General features: G+C 62.1%; 17 protein-coding genes. 11 read left to right on the top strand and 6 right to left on the bottom strand.

Features of this window, described 5'->3' with window-relative positions:
• Positions 1 to 30 precede the first annotated feature (30 nt).
• The 3 genes from G7048_RS12385 to G7048_RS12375 form a co-directional block, all read right to left on the bottom strand.
• Entirely contained in the window at positions 31 to 1410 is a 1380-nt protein-coding gene (locus tag G7048_RS12385) for an acetyl/propionyl/methylcrotonyl-CoA carboxylase subunit alpha (protein ID WP_166068429.1), read from the bottom strand.
• Between the two features lie 13 nt (positions 1411 to 1423).
• Positions 1424 to 2971 (bottom strand): acyl-CoA carboxylase subunit beta, encoded by a 1548-nt coding sequence (locus tag G7048_RS12380; protein ID WP_166068428.1) that lies wholly within the window; start codon positions 2969 to 2971, stop codon positions 1424 to 1426.
• Between the two features lie 73 nt (positions 2972 to 3044).
• A complete protein-coding gene (locus G7048_RS12375; RefSeq protein ID WP_166068427.1) occupies positions 3045 to 4043 on the bottom strand; it encodes a tripartite tricarboxylate transporter substrate binding protein in 999 nt (332 codons plus the stop codon).
• Positions 4044 to 4354: 311 nt separating this feature from the next.
• Here G7048_RS12375 and G7048_RS12370 point away from each other — a divergent pair, with 311 nt between their 5' ends.
• Positions 4355 to 5083, top strand: coding sequence for an IclR family transcriptional regulator (locus G7048_RS12370; protein WP_166068426.1), 729 nt, complete (start codon positions 4355 to 4357; stop codon positions 5081 to 5083).
• A gap of 143 nt (positions 5084 to 5226) precedes the next feature.
• Here G7048_RS12370 and G7048_RS12365 read toward each other — a convergent pair whose 3' ends face one another.
• Entirely contained in the window at positions 5227 to 5508 is a 282-nt protein-coding gene (locus G7048_RS12365; protein ID WP_166068425.1) for a DUF2061 domain-containing protein, read from the bottom strand.
• A gap of 215 nt (positions 5509 to 5723) precedes the next feature.
• On the opposite strand from G7048_RS12365, the gene G7048_RS12360 reads away from it, so the two are divergent.
• The 5 genes from G7048_RS12360 (at position 5724) to G7048_RS12340 (ending at position 12138) form a co-directional block, all read left to right on the top strand.
• Entirely contained in the window at positions 5724 to 6776 is a 1053-nt protein-coding gene (locus G7048_RS12360) for an SPFH domain-containing protein (protein ID WP_166068424.1), read from the top strand.
• 116 nt (positions 6777 to 6892) lie between these two features.
• Positions 6893 to 8395, top strand: coding sequence for a DUF4178 domain-containing protein (locus G7048_RS12355; RefSeq protein WP_166068423.1), 1503 nt, complete (start codon positions 6893 to 6895; stop codon positions 8393 to 8395).
• 62 nt (positions 8396 to 8457) lie between these two features.
• Positions 8458 to 8676: a DUF350 domain-containing protein gene (locus G7048_RS12350; protein ID WP_166070941.1), complete on the top strand. Its 219-nt coding sequence runs from the start codon at positions 8458 to 8460 to the stop codon at positions 8674 to 8676.
• Between the two features lie 196 nt (positions 8677 to 8872).
• The gene (locus tag G7048_RS12345; protein WP_166068422.1) at positions 8873 to 10432 is read left to right on the top strand and encodes a polyamine aminopropyltransferase; all 1560 of its coding nucleotides are present in this window, start codon (positions 8873 to 8875) and stop codon (positions 10430 to 10432) included.
• A complete protein-coding gene (locus G7048_RS12340) occupies positions 10432 to 12138 on the top strand; it encodes an NAD(P)/FAD-dependent oxidoreductase (protein ID WP_166068421.1) in 1707 nt (568 codons plus the stop codon). The genes G7048_RS12345 and G7048_RS12340 overlap by 1 nt, the downstream gene beginning before the upstream one ends.
• Positions 12139 to 12205: 67 nt before the next feature.
• On the opposite strand, the gene G7048_RS12335 is transcribed toward G7048_RS12340, so the two are convergent.
• Entirely contained in the window at positions 12206 to 14944 is a 2739-nt protein-coding gene (locus G7048_RS12335) for an IPTL-CTERM sorting domain-containing protein (RefSeq protein ID WP_166068420.1), read from the bottom strand.
• 421 nt (positions 14945 to 15365) lie between these two features.
• Between G7048_RS12335 and G7048_RS12330 the strand changes: the two genes are divergently transcribed.
• The 5 genes from G7048_RS12330 to G7048_RS12310 all read left to right on the top strand — a co-directional run bounded on the left by G7048_RS12330 (position 15366) and on the right by G7048_RS12310 (position 19574).
• Entirely contained in the window at positions 15366 to 16730 is a 1365-nt protein-coding gene (locus G7048_RS12330) for an esterase-like activity of phytase family protein (protein WP_166068419.1), read from the top strand.
• A 420-nt stretch (positions 16731 to 17150) separates the two neighbouring features.
• Positions 17151 to 17624, top strand: a complete 474-nt coding sequence (locus G7048_RS12325; RefSeq protein WP_166068418.1) for a bacteriohemerythrin — start codon at positions 17151 to 17153, stop codon at positions 17622 to 17624.
• An 85-nt stretch (positions 17625 to 17709) separates the two neighbouring features.
• Positions 17710 to 18414, top strand: coding sequence for a riboflavin synthase subunit alpha (locus G7048_RS12320; protein ID WP_166068417.1), 705 nt, complete (start codon positions 17710 to 17712; stop codon positions 18412 to 18414).
• A gap of 30 nt (positions 18415 to 18444) precedes the next feature.
• A complete protein-coding gene (locus tag G7048_RS12315; RefSeq protein WP_166068416.1) occupies positions 18445 to 18951 on the top strand; it encodes a GNAT family N-acetyltransferase in 507 nt (168 codons plus the stop codon).
• A gap of 125 nt (positions 18952 to 19076) precedes the next feature.
• The gene (locus G7048_RS12310; RefSeq protein WP_166068415.1) at positions 19077 to 19574 is read left to right on the top strand and encodes an NUDIX hydrolase; all 498 of its coding nucleotides are present in this window, start codon (positions 19077 to 19079) and stop codon (positions 19572 to 19574) included.
• Here G7048_RS12310 and G7048_RS12305 read toward each other — a convergent pair.
• Positions 19571 to 20524 carry a LysR family transcriptional regulator gene (locus tag G7048_RS12305; protein WP_166068414.1) on the bottom strand — a complete coding sequence of 318 codons (954 nt, stop codon included), beginning with the start codon at positions 20522 to 20524 and terminating at the stop codon, positions 19571 to 19573. The two genes, G7048_RS12310 and G7048_RS12305, sit on opposite strands and share 4 nt — an antisense overlap.
• Positions 20525 to 20575 lie beyond the last annotated feature (51 nt).

Genomic DNA, 20575 nt, shown 5'->3' with positions numbered 1-20575 from the left:
CTGTCTGGTTGTCTGTGTGGCTGGAGGGGTTCAGGCCGTTTCGGCCTCGGGCTTGCGTGCGGCGATGGCCGCGCCCAGTTGCGTGTGCAGGCGTGCAGCTTGGAAATCCTCATCATCGAGAATCCGCAGCACAAAGGGAATATTGGTTTTCACTCCACTCACGTGGAATGCCTGCAACGCATCGCGCAAGCGTTCGATGGCGGTGTGGCGGTCAGGCGCGTGCGCGATCACCTTGGCGATCATCGGGTCGTAGAAAGTGGAGATGCGCGAGCCTTCGCCGTAGCAGGTTTCCACGCGAATGCCTTCACCCACGGGTTGCACGAAGGTGTTCATGACACCGGGCGAAGGGAAGAAACGCACGGGGTCTTCGGCGTAGATGCGCGCTTCGATGGCATGGCCTTTGCAGGCGATTGTCTCGGGCAGCACCGCATCGATGGGCTCGCCAGCGGCAAGGCGGATCTGCGCTGCGACGATGTCGATGCCGGTCACCTGTTCGGTCACTGCGTGCTCGACCTGCAACCGCGTGTTCACTTCCAGAAAAGTGAATCCCGTGCTTGGCGTGTAGAGCATTTCCACGGTGCCGATCACGTCGTAGCCGATGCCCGAAAGTATGTTTTCAAGGCGCGCGGCCATCTGCTCCACGGCCTCGCGCGCGATGCCCGGTGCAGTCGCTTCTTCCACCACTTTCTGGTTGCGACGTTGCACGGAGCAGTCACGTTCAAACAGACAGCGCACGTTGCCGTAACGGTCCGCCAGAAATTGGAATTCGATATGGCGTGGCTGCTCGATCAGCGTCTCGAAATACAGCTGCGCATTGCCAAACGCCTTGGTCGCCGTGGACTGCGCCTGACGCCATGAGCCTGCCACTTCAGCGCGATCACGCACCGGCAGCATGCCGATGCCGCCGCCACCGTTGGCGGGCTTGAGCATCAGCGGGTAGCCCATGGCGTCGGCGATGGCGGTGACGGCTTGCACGTCGTCCGGCAGCAGCGCACTGCTTTGCGTCATCGGCATGCCGTGCTGCTGCATGAGTGCGCGTGCGGCGGTCTTGTGACCCAGTTCGCGAATCCAGCGTGGCGAGGGGCCGATGAAGCACAAGCCGGCGGCCTCCACCTTCTCGGCGAACTCCGCGTTCTCCGACAGAAATCCGTAGCCCGGATGGATCGCATCCGCGCCGCATTCCTTCGCTGCGCGCAGCACGGCGTCCTGGTTCAGATAGCTTTGCAGCGCCGGTCCTTCGCCGATGCAGATCGTCGCGTCGGCCTCTTGCAGATACGGCAGATGCTCGTCGGCGACCGAATGCACGGCCACGGCTTCGATGCCCAATTGGTGCGCGGCGCGAATCACGCGCGCAGCCACCGCGCCACGGTTGGCGATCAGTATGCGGCGCACGGTGTGTGTGGTGCTCATGGCGTCATCCACCTCAAGGACGGAAGCCAAAGCTGGCACGACCAGCCTGGCGCAGCGGCGCGGCAATGGTGGCGAACTCGACGAGCGCGGCGCGGGTCTCGGCCGGATCGATGATGTCTTCCACCACAAACGCCTCGGCGCTGCGGTATGGCGACGTGAGGCCGCGCACGCGCTTTTCGATCTTGGCGCGCGTGGCTTCCGGATCGGCGGAGGCTTCGATGTCGGCCTTGTAGGCCACTTCCAGCCCGCCCTCGATCGGCAACGATCCCCATTGCGCGGACGGCCATGCGTAGCGGAAGTTGAAGCGGTCCGCATTCTGATGACCGCCGCCCGCCACACCAAACGCCTTGCGGATGATGATGGTGCACCACGGCACGGTGCTCTGCGCGATGGCGGTGAGCGCGCGCACGCCCGCGCGCATCACACCTTCCTTTTCGGCATCGAGGCCGATGCGGAAGCCCGGCACATCGACCAGATTCACGACCGGCAGATGGAACTGCTCGGCCAGATCGACCATGCGCATGTATTTCTCGGCGGTCTGACGGTCCCAGGCACCACCGTAGTGATACGGATCGCTGGCGACCACCACGACCGGCCAGCCGTCGATGCGCGCAAAGCCTGCGGCAATCGCCTTGCCCCAGTGGCGACCGATTTCCATGAAGGAACCGGTATCGACCAGCGTTTCCACGATCGTGCGGATCTTGTAGACCGAGCGTGTGTTCTCGGGAATCGCGTTGCGCAGCGCCTGCTGGTTCTCTGCCGCATGACGGCCCGCTTCGGCGCGCGGTGGCAATTCGTAGATGGACGACGGCAGATAGGACAGGAAGCGACGAGCACGAGCGAAGGCATCGGCTTCGGATTCGGCCTCGTCGTCCACCACGCCGTTGCGTGTGTGGATCTGGCTGCCGCCCAGATCGTTCTTGTCGATGTGCTGACCGGTGCGCGCCACCACGGGCGGGCCTGCGACAAAAAGCTGCGCCGTGTCCTTGACCATCACCGAATAGTGGCTGGCCGACACGCGCGCCGCGCCCAGACCTGCGACCGAACCGAGGCCCAGACCCACGACAGGCACCGTCGCCAGATTGCGCGCGATGTACGGCCAGGACTTCAGCTTTGGCAGCAGCGTGTGGCCCTTGAGTTCGATGTTCTTGACCGAGCCGCCGCCGCCCGTGCCGTCCACCAGGCGCACCAACGGAATGCGCAGGTCGTGCGCCATCTGTTCCGCCACGATCATCTTGTCGCCCACGGCGCCGTCGTTGGCACCGCCGCGCACGGTGAAGTCGTCGCCCATCACCACGGCCGGACGGCCCTCGATGCGCGCGCGGCCCATGAGCAGGTTGGACGGCGTGAAGTCGGTGAGCTCGCCGTTGTCGTCATACGCGCCGCTGCCTGCGAGCCCGCCCACTTCACGGAACGAGCCCTCGTCCACCAATGCCGCGATGCGCTCGCGCACCGGCAGCTTGCCCGCGTCGCGATGGCGCTTGAGCTTCTCCGGTCCGCCCATGCGTTGCGACAGCTCGGTTCTGCGCGCGAGTTCATCGAGTTCTTTTTCCCATGCCACCTTGATTGCTCCAAATGTCTTGTCGTTCGGTTGTCTGCTGTCGTCGCGTGATGGATGCACCATCGGTGCGCGCTCAATCCAGCGTGATGTTGGCCTTGCGGATGATGTCGGCGTACTGCTTGGTTTCGCTGTCGATCTGGGTCTCGAACTGCGCAGGCGCGAGCATGCGGATGTTGCCCTGCTGCATGAGCTTGGCCTTGACCTCGGGGTCCTGCACGGCCGTGGCGATCAGGTCGGACAAGGTCTTGACGACCGGTGCGGGCGTTCCGGAAGGCGCGAGCGCGCCCACCCAGAACGAGATGTCGAAGCCCGGATAACCGGCTTCGGCAATCGTCGGCACATCGGGCAGCTCATGCCAGCGCTGCGCGGAGGTGACGGCCAGCGCGCGCAGTTGGCCCGCCTTGATCTTGGGAACCGACGACGGGTTGTCGAAGGTCGAATCGACTTCCTTGGCCAGCACCGCGACCTGCGCAGGCGCGGTGCCGCGATACGCCACGTGCGTCATCTTCACGCCCGCCATGCCGTTGAGCAGTTCGTAGCTCAGTTGCGTGAGATTGCCCACGCCTGCCGAGCCGTAGGAATACGCGCCCGGCTTGGCCTTGGCGAGGTCGAGCATGGCCTTCAGATTGGGGGCCGTACCGAAGGGGTCGTTCTGCGGATTCACGGTGAGGATGAAGGGCACGGACACCATCAGCGAGACCGGTGCGAAGTCCTTCTTCACGTCGTAGGCCATCTTCTTGTAGAGCGACGGGTTGACGGTGATGGTGCTGGAGTTGCTGATCAGGATGGTGTAGCCGTCCGGTGCGGCCTTGGCGACGTCGGAAGCGGCCAGCATGCCGTTGGCGCCGGTCTTGTTGTCCACCACCACGGCCTGGCCGGTCTTGTTGGTGATGTGCTGGGCAATGATGCGCGCGACCGAATCGATCGAATTGCCTGCGCTGAAGCCGACGACGAAGCGGATCGGCTTGTTCGGATAGCCGCCCGCTGACTGCGCCGATGCGCTGCCGATGGCGATGAAGGTGGCTGCCGCGCCAGCGATGGCGGACAGAAAAATGCGTTTGGTGTTGCTCACTGCCTTGTCTCCTGGCCCTCAGGCCTTTTCTAAAAAGTTCTGCCTAACGAAACTTGAATTCTTTTTTATAGTTTTCAGGAGAAGGCACTTCAAGTCAATTGATCTGGGTAGGTGTTATCCCTTGCCATGGCCTTTTTGCGTGGCTGCCCACTGGTGGGCGAGGTCGCAGCATTTCACAATGCTGCAGTTCCCCAAAATTTCAAAAAGGAAGTTTCGTTCTGTTAAACGAAACTGCTGGCGTCAGGCGGAAGCGGCCTGCTTGTCCGTCACAATCCCCTCTCGCCCTTCACTCTCCGAACTTCTGCTGTCCCATGTCCAAGGTTCTTTCAAGCGACTCTTCCGAAAAAAACGACGGCGTTGCGGCCGTGGATCGCGCGCTGGTGATTGCCACCTCGCTGGCCAATTCGGGCAGCGCGCTCACGCTGACCGAGCTGTCGCTGCGCACCGGCATGTACAAGAGCACGCTGCTGCGGCTGTTGTCGTCGCTGGAAAAGGCCGGGTTGGTCGTGCATCGCAACGACAAGCGATATGCGCTGGGGCCGCTGGCGTTCGTGTTCGGACGGGCATTCGAGCAGACCAACGGGTTGCAGGACGCGATTCATCCGCAGCTCGTGTGGCTGGTGAATCAGGGCACCGAGAGCCCTTCGTTTCATGTGCGCAATGACGACGAGCACCGGCTGTGCCTGATGCGCATCGATTCGAATCATTCGACGCTGGACCGGATTCGTCCCGGCGATCTGCTGCCGATCGATCGCGGCGCAGCGGGCAAGGTGCTGACGAGCTTCGGACAGGGCTTGCCTGCGAAGACATTGAATGCGCAAGACCTGCTGTTCACCTCGTTCGGCGAACGCGATCCGCTGTGCGGTGCGATTGCTGCGCCGGTGTTCGGGCCGTCTGCGTCGCTGGTGGGCGCGTTGTCGGTGTCGGGGCCGCTGGAGCGCTTCTCGGAGCTGGCCGTGTCGCGCATGAAATCGCTGATGCTCAAGGCCGCGCAGGAGGCGACGCAGAACCTGGGCGGCAAGTGGCCGCTGGTGGGTTGAGCAAAGCGTAGTTGCGTCAACCGGAAGGATGAGTCATTCAGTGCGCGGCTGCCATGGCCTGCCACTGCGACTGGAGCCAGCACCAGAAGGCGTTTTCGCTCCCGTCCGCGTGATGTTGTTGGCTTGCTGAGTCGCTGTTCATCTCAGGCCCCGGCGGCGGCCACGTCCATGCCATGTGCGGCATCGGCGTGTTGCTGTTGTTGTTCCTCGCGGCGCTTCAAAGCGCGTTCCCAACCCTTTTCGTGGAAGAAAAAGGCGACGGCCTGCACGGTGGGCTCCAGCAGGCTGAGCGTGAGCGAGGCGATGAGGTTGCCGGTGACGGCATAGGCCACCATGGCGGCGACGCAGATGTGGATGAGGTAGTAGCTGCCTGTCTTCATGAGGGTCAGGCGGTTGTGGCGGGCGGCGTTGATCAGGCGGGTCATGTTCTGGTGTTTCTATCGAAGATGAGTTAATGATATTTATTCTCATCTGATAAAGCCAATCAAAAGTCTCGAACACGGCGATAGGCAGGCTCAAGAAGCCGTTTGGTAACTGCATGTTTCGCACGGGTTCATGCCTGCGATGTCGCTATGATGCGCAGGTTCGCTGACGGCGAATAAAAGACAACCACTTCACATCACTGAGCGGGAGCGTTTTCATGGCACTCATGGACTTCATCAAGAAACAGTTTATTGACATCATTCAATGGACTGAGGACAGCGATGGAACGCTCGCCTGGCGCTTTCCGATGCGCGACATGGAAATCCAGAACGGCGCGACGCTGGTGGTGCGCGAGTCGCAACTGGCGATGTTCGTGAACGAGGGCAAGGTGGCCGATGTGTTCGGCCCCGGCACCCACAAGCTGACCACGCAGACGCTGCCCGTTCTCACCTATCTGAAGAACTGGGACAAGCTGTTCGAGTCGCCCTTCAAGAGCGATGTGTACTTCTTCTCGACGCGCCAGCAGATCGACCAGAAGTGGGGCACGCCGCAGCCCGTGACGATCCGCGACAAGGATTTCGGCATGGTGCGCCTGCGCGCATTCGGCAACTACGCGTACCGCGTGGCCGATCCCAAGCTGTTCCACACCGAGATCTCGGGCACGCGCGAGAACTACACGGTCGATGATCTGGACGGCCAACTGCGCGGCCTGATCCTGCAGCACATCAGCACGGCGATTGCCGCAAGCGGTGTGCCATTCCTCGATCTGGCGGCCAACCAGATGATCTTTGCCGATGCGCTGACCAAGGATCTGTCGCCCGCGCTCGAAAAGCTGGGCCTCAAGCTCGAAGGCATGACCGTGCAGAACGTGTCGCTGCCCGAGGAGCTGCAGAAGATCCTCGACCAGAAGATCGGCATGGGCATGGTCGGCAACGACATGGGCAAGTTCATGCAGTACCAGACCGCGCAGTCGATTCCGAAGTTTGCGGAAAGCGCGGGCCAGGGCGGCGGCATTGCGGGTGATGCGATGGGACTGGGTGCGGGCGTGGCGCTCGGCCAGGTGCTGGCGCAGAACCTGCAGCAAGGTCTGCAGGGCGGCGCGGCGCAGCCCCAGCAGGCGGCTCCCGCAGCGGCTGCAGCCCCAGCGGCGATGAAGCCCGAGGACGTGATGGCGACGCTGGAGAAGCTCGGCGAGCTCAAGACCAAGGGCATTCTCACGCAGGAAGAGTTCGACGCGAAGAAGACCGAGCTGCTCAAGAAGCTGGTCTGATCTTCCAACGCGTTCAACAGATCTCTTTCTTTCTTCTCGCATACCGGTGCGGCCTCTGGTGAGGAAGGCCGCTGCCGGATGCCCATGTCCACCCACATCAGCACATGCACTGATCTATGGCCGATAGCGCCACCCAGCGTTCGTACACCGCGCCCTGTCCGGGGTGCGGCGCGCCTGTGGAATTCAAGAGCGCGCAGTCGATCTACGCGGTCTGCCCGTATTGCCAGAGCACCGTGGTGCGCGATGGCGAGGTGCTCAAACGCATCGGCAAGATGGCCGAGGTGTTCGACGACTACTCGCCGCTGCAATTGGGCGCATCGGGCAAGATGCCGCTCGATGGCAAGGACGTGCCGTTCATGCTCGTCGGCCGCGCGCAGTACAAGGGCGAGCAAGGCAGCTGGAACGAGTGGAACGCGTTTCTGCCCGACGGCAGCCTCGCCACGCTGAGCGAGGACAACGGCAACTTCGTCTTCACACGCGGCGCGCCGCTGGGTCGCGAGGTGCCTGCGGCGGATCGCTTCCGCGTGGGCATGACCACGGCGGTGGGCGGCAAGCAGTTCAGCGTCAGCACCAACATCACGGCCGCCTTGGTGGCCGCGCAGGGCGAGTTGCCCAAGCTCGCGCAACTGGGCAAGCCGTTCACCGTGGTCGAGCTGCGCAGCGACGATGGCGAGGTGCTGTCGATCGACTACGGTACGGAGCCGCCGCAGATCCAGCGCGGCTTTGCCGTGAAGCTCGAAGCGCTGAACATGAAGGGCCTCAAGGACGGCGCTGCGGCCAAGAACGAAAAGGCGCGCCAGTTCAGTTGCCCCAACTGCGGCGCAACGGTCAAGGTGACGCTGGATTCGACCAAGTCGTGCACCTGTCCATCGTGCAAGAGCATCATCGATCTGACCAACGGCATCGGCGGCGAGATGCGCGCCGCTGCGCAGGACGAGCCGGTCGAGCCACTGATTCCGCTGGGCCGCATCGGTGAGTTCGAAGGCGCGAAGTGGCAGGTGGTGGGCTTTCAGCACCGCATGGGCGTGGAGCCCGGCGACGATGAATGGTTTGGCTGGGACGAGTATCTGCTCTTTCACGCCAAGCGCGGCTTCATCTTTCTGGTCGATTCGACCGACGGCTGGAGTCTGGTGCGCCCCGCCACGGGCGCGCCCAAGTACAACAAGGGCGCGCAGAGCACGAGCTATCTGGGCACGCCCTACCGGCTGCAGTACAGCTACAACGCCGAGACCAACTACGTGCTCGGCGAGTTCTACTGGCCTGTGCAGCGCGGACAGAAGACGTTCAACAGCGACTTTGAAAGCTCGAGCGGCAAGGGCATTCTGTCGCGCGAGGAAAGCAAGGGCGAAGTGACCTGGTCGCATGGCGAGCGCATGGACGCGCGCGTGGTGGCCGAGGCCTTCAAGATGACCGACCAGTTCGGCAAGTTCAAGCGCGAAGACGCGGCCCCGGCCGTGTCGGCCAGCGGCATTGGCTGCGGCACGGTCATCCTGATTCTGGTGATTCTGTTCGTGGTGCTGATCATTCTGAGCACCTGCTCCAGTTCATCGGGCGGCAGCGGTTATCGCAGCTCGGGCGGCTCGTACGGCGGGTACTCGTCGGGCGGCGGGCACAAGTGAGTGATCTGGTGTGATGTGGGTTGGTGTGATGTGATGGATTACTGGGGAGATTTGAGATGTCGATGATTTTTGAATATCTGAAGCCGGCAGCGCTGCTGGGATCGCTGGTCTATGCGCTGATGGGCGTGGTGATTTTCTGGGTGAGCTTTGTCATCGTGGACAAGCTCACGCCGTATGACCTGTGGGCGGAGATCGTTGAAAAGCACAACAAGGCGCTGGCCCTGGTGGTAGCCGCCATGTGCCTGGGCATCAGCATCATCGTGGCTGCTGCGATTCACTAGTTTTTTCTTTGTTCGTTGATCGTATGGAGGCGCCAATACAGCCCTTCATACTTTGTTGCGAAGCCTTGCCGTATGCACATACTGTCTGCGGCTTCGCGTCGCGTCTGAAGGGCTGTATTGGCGTTGGGGTGATTGATCCAGCGTCGCGCCCACTTCTCAGACTGCATGTGCGCAGTTTTTGCGCAGCTCTTCATTCATGAGTTCCAGTTCACCCACATCTTCTTCCGACTCCATAGAATCTGCGCGCGCGCGGCCGATCGATGTGGCGTTGCTGTCCAGCGTGTTCGTGATCGCAGCGTGCGGGTTGCTGTACGAACTGGCTGCGGGCGCGTTGGCGTCGTATGTGCTGGGCGACTCGGTGCTGCAGTTCTCCACCATCATCGGCACCTACTTGTTTGCGATGGGTGTGGGCTCGTGGCTGTCGCGATATTTCGAGCGGCAGTTGCCTGCGCATTTCTTGCGCATCGAGTTGATGGTGGCACTGGTGGGTGGCTCGCTGCCTGCGATTTTGTTTTTGTCGAATGCCTATGTGCCGGGTGCGTTCCGCGTGCTGCTGTATGGCATGGTGATGCTGGTGGGCACGCTGGTGGGATTGGAGATTCCGCTGGTGATGCGGATCTTGAAGCGCAATGTGCAGCTCAAGGACCTCGTGTCGCAGGTGCTCACGTTCGACTATCTGGGCGCGCTCGCGGTGTCGCTGGCGTTTCCGTTGCTGCTCGTGCCGCAACTCGGTCTGGTGCGCACAGGGCTGCTGTTCGGCTTCATGAACGCGGCGGTTGCCGTGTGGGCGCTGTGGCTGTTTCGCCATGAGCTGCGGCGCTTTCGCTCGCATGCGGTGGCCTGCGCGCTGGTGATCGGCGCGCTGCTGGCGGGTTTGGTCGGAGCCGATCACATCACCAAGTTTGCCGAGGACAAGTTCTATCAGGACCGCATCGTGCTCTCCAGCGCCACGCCGTATCAGCGCATCGTGGTCACGCATGGCAAGCCGGGTTATCGGCTCTACTTGAACGGCAATCTGCAGTTTGCCGAACGCGATGAATACCGTTATCACGAAGCGCTGGTGCATCCCGTGATGGCTGCGCATGGTGCGCCCAAGCGCGTGGCGGTGCTGGGCGGCGGCGACGGCATGGCGGTGCGCGAGGTGCTCAAGTATCCGTCGGTCGAATCGGTGGTGCTGGTGGAGCTGGACCCGGCGATGACGCAGCTTTTCAGCCAGCATCCGATGCTCACCAAGCTGAACGCCGACGCGCTCACCGATCCGCGCGTGAAGATCGTGAACACCGATGCGTTCCAGTGGTTGCAGGCAGGCACGGACATGTTCGATGTGGTGATCGTGGACTTTCCCGATCCCACCAATTTCGCGATCGGCAAGCTGTTCACCAACAGCTTCTACGCGCTGCTCGATCAGCGCCTTGCGGCCAGCGGTTATGCGGTGATTCAAACCACCTCGCCACTGATTGCGCGCAAGAGTTTCTGGACCGTAGTGGAGACCATCGAGTCCGTCGGCCTCACCGCCAAGCCGTATCACGCGCATGTGCCGAGCTTTGGCGAATGGGGCTTTGTGATCGCCAGCCGCAGGCCGTGGCGCATGCCGGAAAAGCTGCCGGAGAACCTGCGTTTTCTGTCGCTGCAATCCCTGCCGCTGATGTTCGACTTTCCGCTCGACATGGCGCGCGTGCCCGCGCAGGTGAACCGCCTGTCCAACCAGGTGCTGGTCCATACCTACGAGCAGGAATGGGGTGAGGTAGCTCACTGATGCTGCGCCGCGAGCTTCTGAAAGCCGGGGCGGCTGCACTGGCAAGCGGTGGTCTTCTAAGCGCGTGCGAGCCCGCCGCGCGTGAACTGGAAGGCGGCTTCACCGGCATCCATATCGACCGCGGCCATGCCCTGCGAGATCGGCTTGCGCGCGGTGGCTCAGCGCTCGAACCCGCCGTCACGCACAAGGCCAAGGTGGTGATTGCGGGCGGCGGCATTGCAGGGCTATCCGCAGCAAGATCATTGCGTCTCGCTGGCGTGGATGATTTTGTTTTGCTGGAACTCGAAGACCAACCCGGCGGCAACAGCCGTGGCGGATCGATCAAGGGCATCACCTGCCCGCTCGGCGCGCACTACCTGCCGGTGCCGGGCGACGAAGCACGCGAGGTGCAGGATTTTCTCGAAGAACTGGGCTTGCGCAAACGCGTTTCGGGCCGCTGGAAATACGACGAAATGTCGCTGTGCCACAGCCCGCAGGAGCGCCTGTTTTTCAACGGCCATTGGCAGGACGGACTGCTGCCCATGCAGGACGTGACGCCGGCCACCTTGCAGCAGTACCGACAGTTTTCATCGCTGGTTGTAGCCGTCTCGCGCGATGCGCCGTTCAGCATGCCGACCATGAAAAGCTGGATGCATGGGCGCGCCCTGCCCGCTTCGCATCTTGCGCTCGACGCCATCACCATGGACGCGTGGCTTGTGCAGAACGGTCTCGACGATCCGCATCTGCGCTGGTATCTCGACTACGCCTGCCGCGACGATTACGGTGCAGGTCTGTCGCGCGTATCCGCGTGGGCGGCGATTGCGTATTTCGCCAGCCGCCATGGTTTTCATGCGCCGGGCGAAGAGATCACCAGCAACGAAGAGGCCGATCGCGACGCCGTGCTCACCTGGCCCGAAGGCAACGGTTGGCTCAGCAAGCAACTGGCCAAGCCGCTGCAGTCCGCCAACCAACTGCGCACCGGCAGTTCGGTCCTGCGCATTGCGCCCACGCGGCATGGTGTGGAGGTCGATGTGCACATCGCCGCCAGCGACCGCATCGAGCGCTGGGTGGCCGAGCGCTGCGTGGTCGCGCTGCCCGTGTTCATCGCCGCACGCGTGGTGCAGCCCGCGCCCGAGTTTCTGAAGCAAGCCGCGCAGCGCCTGCAATGGGCTCCATGGCTGGTCGCCAACATCCACATCGACGCGCCGCTCGCCGACCGCGAAGGCGCAGCGCCCGCATGGGACAACGTGCTGTTCGCCGACGCCGTGCCCGGCGGTCTCGGCTATGTCGATGCAGGCCATCAGCGCCTCGATCCACGCCCCGCGCCCACGGTGCTGAGCTACTACCAAGCGCTCGGCGACATGAAGAACGGCCGCAAGCTGCTGGCCGAGCAGCCTTGGACACACTGGCGCGATCCGATCATGGCGTCGCTGGCCAGCGCACATCCCGATCTGCACGAACGCGCAACGCGCATGGAGATCACGCGCTACGGCCACGCCATGTCGATTCCGGTGCCGGGCGATCAGGCGTTTCTGAGCCGTCTTGGCGTGCAGTCCGCTTCATCAAACCAACGCATTGCCTTGTCGAACGGCGAACGCGTGGCGCTGGCTCCCACGCCTGTCGCCGATCGCCTGGTGTTCGCGCATGCGGACTGGTCTGGTTATTCGGTGTTTGAAGAGGCGTTCACGCGCGGATTTTTTGCGGGCGCGTTGGCGGCTGCGGCATAAGAAAACGGGCCACCGCCGCAAAGCGATGACCCGTATGGATCAGGAGTGAATGCCGCTCTTCAGCAGATCACATCTGGCGACGACGGCGCATGGCCATGCCACCGATCAGTGCGGACAGCATCAGCAGTGCCCATGTGCCGAGGCTTGGAACGGCTTGCACACTGCTGCCACCGCCGACGCCGGGCAGACCACCGGAGCCACTGCCGTTGTTGCCGCCCCCACTGTCGGCACTCACAACAATGGTGACCTTGGCTGCAGCGCAGTTGTTGGTGTTGGCCGCTTCGCAGATTTGATAGGGCACCACGTAGTTGCCGGGGACCACGGTCGGGTCGATGTCGATCGTGCCATCCGGCTTCACGGTGAAGCCGCTCACCTTGCTGGACTTGGGATCATCGCCGACGACCACATCGGTGACCGGCACCGGATTGCTCGTGCTGTTCAGGCTGTCGTTGGTGAGCACCGAGGGTGTGGTCGAGCCGGGGATCAGCGTCACGTTGGTGGAGAAGTCATCGTTCGACGCGAGGATCGGTGTGGGCGACGGAGTTACCACCGTGCTGTTGCCGACAGTGACTTTCGCCACAGTGCTTTTGCAGACCACGATGACACCGTTGGAGCAGATCTGGTAGGGCACGTCATAGGTTGTGCCGGGAGTCGCCGTGGTCGGCACGGTGATGGTGCCGTCGGTGTTGATCTTGAAACCTGCGGGTGGCGGATTCTTGGGATCTTCGGAAACGTCGACTCCGCCCGCGCCTGCCGGTGGGTTGCTCGTGCCATCCAGTTCGTCGTTGGTGAGCACCGAGGGCGTGGACTGGCCGGGCACGACTGGGGTGCCGGTGAAATCATCGGGGTTGGCCATAACGCTGGGTGGTGTGCTGGTGCCCACGCTGGCATCGACCTTGATCTTCACGACGGCGGTGCTGCACGCGGAGGAATCGCTTTGGGCGCAGATCTTGTAGGGCACGACGTAGTCACCGAGCGGCACGGTCGAGCCGACCGTGATGGTGCCATCCGTTGTGTTGATGGTGAAGCCGGTGGGCGGCAGGGACGTCGGGTCGCTGCTCACGATCACATCGGTCACAGGAGCAGGATTGCCCGATTGGTTGAGCGTGTCGTTGCCCAGAATCGACGGTGTGGACTTGCCGGGCACGATGGGCGCGCTGGTGAAGTCGTCGTTCGTTGCCAGAATGGTCGGCGGTGTGGTCACGACGGGTGGAGCGACCGTGATGGTGGCCACCGCGCTATCGCACAGCGCCTTGTTGCTGACCGCGCAGATCTGGTAGGGCACGCTGTAGTTGCCGGGAACCACGGTGGGATCCACGGTGATCGTGCCGTCCTCATTGACCTTGAAGCCCGTGGGCACTGTGCCGTTGGGATCGGCCTGCACTGTCACGTCGACCTTGGGGACCGGATTGCCAGCACCACTGAGCGTGTCGTTGCCCAGCACCGAAGCCGTACTGCCACCGGGTGCGGTGGGCGCACCCGTGAAGTCGTCGTTCACGGCATCGATGGGCGACTGCACCAAAATCGTGACCGTCGTGGTCTTGCAGTTGGCCGGTGTCTGGGCGGGGTTCGCGCAGATTTCGTAGGTGAGCGTGTAGGTGCCGGGCGGCGTCGTGGTGCTCACGGTGATCGAGCCGTCCGGGTTCATGGTGAACTGGCCCGGGTCTTCACCCACCAGCTTGACCGTGACGCTGCTGCCGATATCGGTCGGCGTGAGCGTGGTGCCATCGCTGGTGTCGTTGGTGATCACGCTGGGCACCTTGCCTCCGGGCGCGACGGGGGTGCTGGTGTAATCGTCCGGCAGAGGCTGCAGGTCGGGCGTGCGCGGCGGGGCCGTTCCGGACGGGACAGTGATCGTGGCAATCGCGTCGGCACAGGTCGGCCAAGGTTTGGTTTCGGGCGCGATGCAGATTTGGTAAGGAACTTCGTAGGTTCCCGGTGTCACGGTCGAAGCCACTTCGATGTAGCCATCGCTGCGCAGTGTGAGCCCTGGCACAGTGCTGGTCTGGCGAATCGTGCTGTTGGAGCTGTTCGTGGTGACCGTCGTGCCATCGGCCTGCGTGATGGTGTCATTCACACGCACGCCCGTGGTTGTGGTTTCACCCGCGTAGACCGTTCCCAGATTGTCGTCATCTGCTGCAATGGTGGGAACCTTGGTGGTCGCACAGGCCATCGCCACGGCAGAAGGAGCAGACGCCACCTTCTCCAGCTTGACGTCGTCCACGTAGAAGTCGTTGTTGCTGTTCGATGAGAGCTTGTTGCGCAACGACACGCTGTAGTTCTCGTTGGCATTGCAATTGGAATCCACCGTGAACGTCAGGCTGATGGGGCCCCACGCCTGCTGCGGCAAGTTGTAGGGGGCACTTTGCCAGTCGCCGAAGTCAGCGGACTTGGCAAGGATCTGACCGGTCGCGCTTTGCTGGACTTCCAGACGCGTCGCGGCTCCGCTGTTGGCAATGTAGATCGCCGCGCTCAGCACATAGGTCGCCCCCCGCTCCAGTTGAACGGGGCGACGGTAGTACTCGTTGAGCACCTCACCCGCGTTCACCGCCAGCACCGCACCGTACTGACCGGGATTGCTGCCGGCCGCGCTGCCGGTGTAGTCATTGGTGCCTTTGAACCAATACTGATTCGGATCGGACGGAGGCGACACCCAGGACATCCAGATGCCGTTGGCGAATGCGCTGGGCAAAGCCACGGCGTAGTAGCCGTTGTCGATGTTCGCGCTCTTCTCCGCTTCGCCGGATGCGGGGTAGGTCGCAGGGAGTGCGGCGAACTTGTAGTACTGCGCTCCGTGAGTGAACACAGCGTTCTTGTTCGACAGGCTGGTGTCAGGCAGATATGCCTGAGGCACATAGGGAGAGGTGGTACGAACCGACGAGCTGCCGAAGTCGTCAATAAAAACCGTCTGTGCAGAGACCCCGCATGACGCCAAAGCTATCAATATTGATAGCACGAACTGCTTAGTACGCATGGGCGTGGCGTGCTTTTTCCCCATTTTTACACTCATATATACGCAAAACCGATCAGAAGTTATCAATTGCAATCATTTTCAGATGCTATTCATTTTTTGAACAGCGGTGCAAATGAATCTCAATATCCCAATACGTTACAAGGTATTCGCATATGTGACTGCTGGTATTCAAATCATGTGCACTGCAATTCACAGTGCTGTCACGGCGCATAGGCAGAGTGGCCTGCGTTTTATGCGAATAAACAAGCTCTCTATGCACAAACTCAAACTCATTGCCGTCTGCACGTTGCTCGCCAGCGCCTTTGGCGCACAGCACGCCATTGCTCAACAACAAGCCTTCCCCGCCACGCTGACCGGCCATGCGGTTCTGCCAGCGCAGTCCTTCGTGGCCGCGCCCAAGGACGCGCCTGCCGATCTGCAGATGAGCGGCAAGTTCACAACGGCCAAGCGCGCGGATCAGGCGGGCACCGTGGAGGGCCTGTCCAATGGCCGTCCGACCGGCGTGTCGCTGCCCTTCAAAGGCCAGCCGCTGCAAGGGCACTCGGGCATCAAGCGCATGGCGGATGGTTCGTTCTGGATCCTCACCGACAACGGCGCGGGCGCGAAGGCCAATTCGCCCGACTTCATGCTGTACCTGAACCACTACAAGGTGGATTTCAAGAGCGGCAAATTCGATCGCCTGAAGACCGTGTTCCTGCACGACCCGGACAAGAAGGTGCCGTTCCGCATCACGCAGGAAGGCACAAAGCAGCGCTATCTGACCGGCGCGGATTTCGATCCCGAGAGCTTTCAGTTCGCGGGCGGCGCGCTGTGGATCGGCGAGGAGTTCGGTCCCTACATCATCAAGGCCGACCTGAACGGCAAGGTGCTCGGCGTGTTCGAGACCAAGGTCGATGGCAAGGTCGTGCGCTCGCCCGACACGCCCGGCATGGTGGCCCCCGGTGCGCCGGATGCCAAGATGGCGGCCTTCCAGGTCAAGCGCTCCAAGGGTTATGAAGGCATGGCTTCGTCCAAGGACGGCAGCAAGCTGTATCCGCTGCTCGAAGGACCACTGTGGAACGACGAGGCCAAGGCCTATGAAAGCGTGGAAGGCGGCAAGCAGTATCTGCGCGTGCTGGAGTTCGACGTGAAGACCGAACAATGGACCGGTCGCCACTGGAAATATGTGCTGGAAGCCAATCACCACGCGATTGGCGACTTCAACATGATCGACGAGACCACGGGCCTGATCATCGAACGCGACAACAGCGAGGGAGTGGCCGACAAGGCCTGCCCGCAAGGGGAGAAGCGCAAGGACTGCTTTGACGATCTGCCGAAGTTCAAGCGTGTCTACAAGGTGGAACTGACCGACGCGAACGCGGGCGGCGAGCTGCGCAAGATCGGCTATATCGACCTGCTGAACATCCAGGACCCGAACAAGCTGGCGAAGAAGCCGCTCACCGACGGCGTGCTCAAGTTCCCGTTCTTCACGATCGAGGACGTGGATGTGGTGGACGCGAACCACATCGTGGTGGGCAACGACAACAACCTGCCCTTCAGCTCCAGCCGCGATCCGAACAAGCAGGATGACAACGAGCTGGTGCTGCTCGAAGTGGGGGAATTTCTGCGCGCGAAGTAAAAAAAGATGCAGAACTGAACGACGGACAACTCGAAGTTTGCGCGGAGGACACGGCAGAGGATCGTGACAGCCAGCGCAAGCAAAGGTAGAGCGCAATTGCCACGCGGATGTATCGTTCGCGTGGCTTTTTTTCGTTCTGTTTTTTGTTTTGGTTTTGCGAAGCCTTGCGGCTTCGATGGGTGAGTCGTTTGGGGGCGGCAAGACAGCCCCTTATCCTTTGTTGCGAAGCTTTGCCGTACGAAAGTACTGTCTGCAGCTTCGCGTCGCGGCTAAGGGGCTGTCTTGCCGTTGTGGCTGTGTGTTCGAGTGCCCGCTACGCTTCGCAGGGCATTGTTTCAATGCGGGGACTTGGACTGGGGCAGTTGGTTTTTGGCGCAGCCTACAATCATTCATCAGATAAAACGACGTGGAGACACCCACATGAACGCAACGATTGAATGGGAAGACGACCTGCTGCTCGGCCATCTTGGTGTGGACCGGATGCACGAGGAATTCGTCGAAGTGGCGCGCGCTGTGCAAGCGGCTGGTGACGCCGAACTGGTGGAGCGCTATGCCGCGCTGCTCGATCATCTGCGTCGGCATTTCGAGTCCGAGGACCGGATGATGGTGGAGACCGAGTTTCCGCCGCGCCAGTGCCATATGGACGAGCATGCGGCGGTGCTGAAATCGGCGCTGGAGGTCGAGGCCGAACTGGCCAATGGCAATGTGGCGCTGTGCCGTGATCTGATGGGGGAGCTGGTGGGCTGGTTCCCAAGGCATTCGCAGCATCTGGACTCGGCGCTGGTGCATTGGGTGAACAAGAGCCGCCTGGGTGGCAAGCCGGTGATCATCAAGCGCAACATCTCCAGCCTCTCGCGTGATGATGGCGCTGGAATTCCGGGGAATGGCGGCTGATCCGACCTGAGGCGGCCATGGGTGGCAAAATCGGGGCATCGGCACAGCTCACGTGCCCCAGCCCCATTCAAGTCCGTTTTCACCCATGTTCACCGGTATCGTTCAAGCCACGGCGGGCATCGCCGCCATCGAAGATCGCGCGGGTCTGCGCACGTTCACGCTGGAGTTTCCCGAAGGCTTCTGCACGGATCTGGAGATCGGTGCGAGCGTCGCGACCGATGGCGTGTGCCTCACGGTGACCGAGCTGGTCTCGCCCACGCGCGCCAATTTCGACGTGATGCTGCAGAGCCTGAACATCACCACGCTTGGCAGCTATGGCGTCGGTGACCGCGTGAACGTGGAGCGCGCAGCCAAGGACGGCGCGGAAATCGGCGGGCATCCGCTGTCCGGCCACATCGATTTTTCCGCCACGCTCGCCGATGTGACGCATCTGGAAAACAACGTCGTGTGGCGCGTGGCGGTGCCCGAGGCGTTTCGCCGTTATGTGTTCGCCAAGGGCTATATCGCCATCCACGGCGCAAGCCTCACGGTCGCTGAAGTGAACCGTCAGGAAGGCTGGTTCGAAGTCTGGCTGATTCCCGAAACGCTGCGCGCGACCGTGTTTGCGGACAAGAAGGCAGGCAACGCGCTCAACATCGAGATTGAGCGCAGCACGCAGGTGGTGGTCGATACCGTGCGCGAAACCGTGCAGGAAAGCCTGGGCAAGCTGCAGCCCGTGCTTGAAGCCATCCTCAAGGAAAAGGGCCTGTCGCTCGAAGACTTCGTGCAGTCACCCAAACTGCCGCATTGATTGAATGATTGATGGCTTGAAGAAACAGTGATGAGTTGGTCCCCGCGTCCGTTGCAGCTCGATGATCTACCGGGCCTGCTGCAAGTGCAGCGGGCCTGCTATGGCGACGAGTACGTCGAGGGCGCAGAGGTCTTTGCGCGGCGCATTGCGAGCACGGTCAACTGCTCGCTGGTGCTGGAGCGCGAAGGCGTTGTGTGTGCTTACCTCGCGGCTTATCGCAGTCGCGCGGGAAAGGTCACTCCGCTGCATGGCGATTTCGAGGCCATAAGCGCTCCCGACACGCTGTATCTGCACGACATGGCGGTGCATCCCGACTTTGCTGGACAAGGGCTTGCGCACGCGCTGCTGCAGCACATGCGTGATCTGGCGAAGCATGCGGCGCTGCCGTTTTCAGGGCTTGTTTCAGTCCAGGGCTCTCAGGCTTACTGGGCGCGCCAAGGCTACGAGTTGCATGAGCTCCGTGACCCGCAGCAGCAGGCGTCGCTTGCCAGCTATGGCGAGGATGCGGTGTACATGCTCGCTTCGATCGATTGGTGAACCTGAGGCGGAATTTCATGCATCGCAGGCGAAATCATCGAGTTCTGCTGCGATATTGTTATCAAGTGTGTGATTTCGGGGACTAATGTCAGGCTATGTGAGGCAGGCTTGCCATAATGCGCGCCATGCCAAATCGCTGGAAGCCCAACGTTACCGCAGCAGCCGTCATCGAACGAGACGGTCATTTCTTGTTGATTGAAGAGGACACAGCCGATGGTCTGCGACTGAACAATCCCGCAGGTCATCTCGATCCCGGCGAATCGCCCGTGCAGGCCTGCGTGCGCGAAGTGCTGGAGGAGACCGGATATGACTTCGTGCCCGAAGCCTTGGTGGGCATCTACATGAACCGCTTCGTGCGCACACGCACGGGCGACGACATCACCTACATGCGCTTCGCGTTCTGCGGCAAGGCCGCTGCGCACCATGATTGGCGTTCGCTCGATGACGGCATCGTGCGCGCCGTGTGGATGACGTTCGACGAAATCAAGGCCACGGCCGATCGCCACCGCAGCCCGTTCGTGGTCGCCAACATCGCGGACTATCTGCGCGGCCAGCGCTTTCCGCTGGAGATGGTGCACACCGACGAAAGCGTGTTTCGTTCGCCGTTCAAGACCGTCGGTTAAGCCTTGCTCGACACACTGAGCAGCCATTTCAGCAAAAGCTCGTGCACGCTGCCTGCGGCCGCTGGTGAACGCGCGAGCAGGCAATAGCGCGAGCCATCCTCCACAAAGCCGAGCGGCGCGGCGAGCACGCCGTTGCGCAGGTCTTCGCGCACCAATTCCTGCGTTCCGATGGCCACACCCAGCCCCGCAATCGCCGCCTGCAGGCTGAAGTAGAAATGCTCGTACTGGTGCTGGCGCGGCTGCTCGGGCAAGGTCGTGCCGGTGATGCGTGACCAGGTGCGCCATGCATCGGGCCGCGTGCGCGTGTGCAGCAAGGGCGTGCCGGCGCGCAATTCCTGCTTCGGCGCGAACCAGCGCTTGACCAGCTCGGTGCGACAGACCGGCCCGGTCTTTTCCGCAAACAGCGCGTCGGCATGCACCGCATCGCCCCAGGTGAAATCATCACGTCGGATCGCCAGATCGATGCCATCGCTGAACGAGAACGGACCGCCTCCCGCCACGAGATGAATGTGCGCGCACGGATGCGACTTGGCCAGCTTGCGATGAAACGCGGGCCAGCGCGGCAACAGCCAGCGCATCAGCAAGGTGGGTTCGCACGACAGCGTCAGCCGCTGCTCGTTGGCCGCACTCTCGCGCAGACGTGCGCAGGTGCCGCGCATGCGTTCCAGACCCTCCTGCACCGCCTGTGCCAGTTCCCGACCCGCGTCGGTGAGAAACACACGCCGGCTGCGGCGCTCGAACAGCGCAACGCCCAGCTCATCCTCGATGGCACGCACCGCACGGCTGATGGCACCGTGCGTGAGGTGCAGTTCCTCCGCTGCTTGCCCGAAATGCTCCAGCCGCGCCGCTGCTTCGAAGCAGCGCAGCGCGTTCAGCGAAGGCATGCGCTGCACTGTCGATGATGCCGAGGAAATCGGTGAGCTGAACTCACCATTCTGGTCAGAAATCATCGTTGGATTCTGCACCCAAAGCTCTCTAGCATCCAGTCCATGGATTCAACA

Origin of the sequence: Diaphorobacter sp. HDW4B, assembly GCF_011305535.1 — a bacterium.
In the GTDB taxonomy this organism is placed as follows: domain Bacteria; phylum Pseudomonadota; class Gammaproteobacteria; order Burkholderiales; family Burkholderiaceae_C; genus Diaphorobacter_A.
This window is presented reverse-complemented; position numbering and strand designations above follow the sequence as displayed.

Coding starts and splice junctions, on each gene's coding strand:
- G7048_RS12345 (WP_166068422.1), top strand. CDS start 8,873: ATGAGTTCCAGTTCACCCACATCTTCTTCCGACTCCATAGAATCTGCG.
- G7048_RS12325 (WP_166068418.1), top strand. CDS start 17,151: ATGAACGCAACGATTGAATGGGAAGACGACCTGCTGCTCGGCCATCTT.
- G7048_RS12355 (WP_166068423.1), top strand. CDS start 6,893: ATGGCCGATAGCGCCACCCAGCGTTCGTACACCGCGCCCTGTCCGGGG.
- G7048_RS12370 (WP_166068426.1), top strand. CDS start 4,355: ATGTCCAAGGTTCTTTCAAGCGACTCTTCCGAAAAAAACGACGGCGTT.
- G7048_RS12365 (WP_166068425.1), bottom strand. CDS start 5,508: ATGACCCGCCTGATCAACGCCGCCCGCCACAACCGCCTGACCCTCATG.
- G7048_RS12350 (WP_166070941.1), top strand. CDS start 8,458: ATGATTTTTGAATATCTGAAGCCGGCAGCGCTGCTGGGATCGCTGGTC.
- G7048_RS12385 (WP_166068429.1), bottom strand. CDS start 1,410: ATGAGCACCACACACACCGTGCGCCGCATACTGATCGCCAACCGTGGC.
- G7048_RS12320 (WP_166068417.1), top strand. CDS start 17,710: ATGTTCACCGGTATCGTTCAAGCCACGGCGGGCATCGCCGCCATCGAA.
- G7048_RS12315 (WP_166068416.1), top strand. CDS start 18,445: ATGAGTTGGTCCCCGCGTCCGTTGCAGCTCGATGATCTACCGGGCCTG.
- G7048_RS12310 (WP_166068415.1), top strand. CDS start 19,077: ATGCCAAATCGCTGGAAGCCCAACGTTACCGCAGCAGCCGTCATCGAA.
- G7048_RS12330 (WP_166068419.1), top strand. CDS start 15,366: ATGCACAAACTCAAACTCATTGCCGTCTGCACGTTGCTCGCCAGCGCC.
- G7048_RS12360 (WP_166068424.1), top strand. CDS start 5,724: ATGGCACTCATGGACTTCATCAAGAAACAGTTTATTGACATCATTCAA.
- G7048_RS12305 (WP_166068414.1), bottom strand. CDS start 20,524: ATGATTTCTGACCAGAATGGTGAGTTCAGCTCACCGATTTCCTCGGCA.
- G7048_RS12340 (WP_166068421.1), top strand. CDS start 10,432: ATGCTGCGCCGCGAGCTTCTGAAAGCCGGGGCGGCTGCACTGGCAAGC.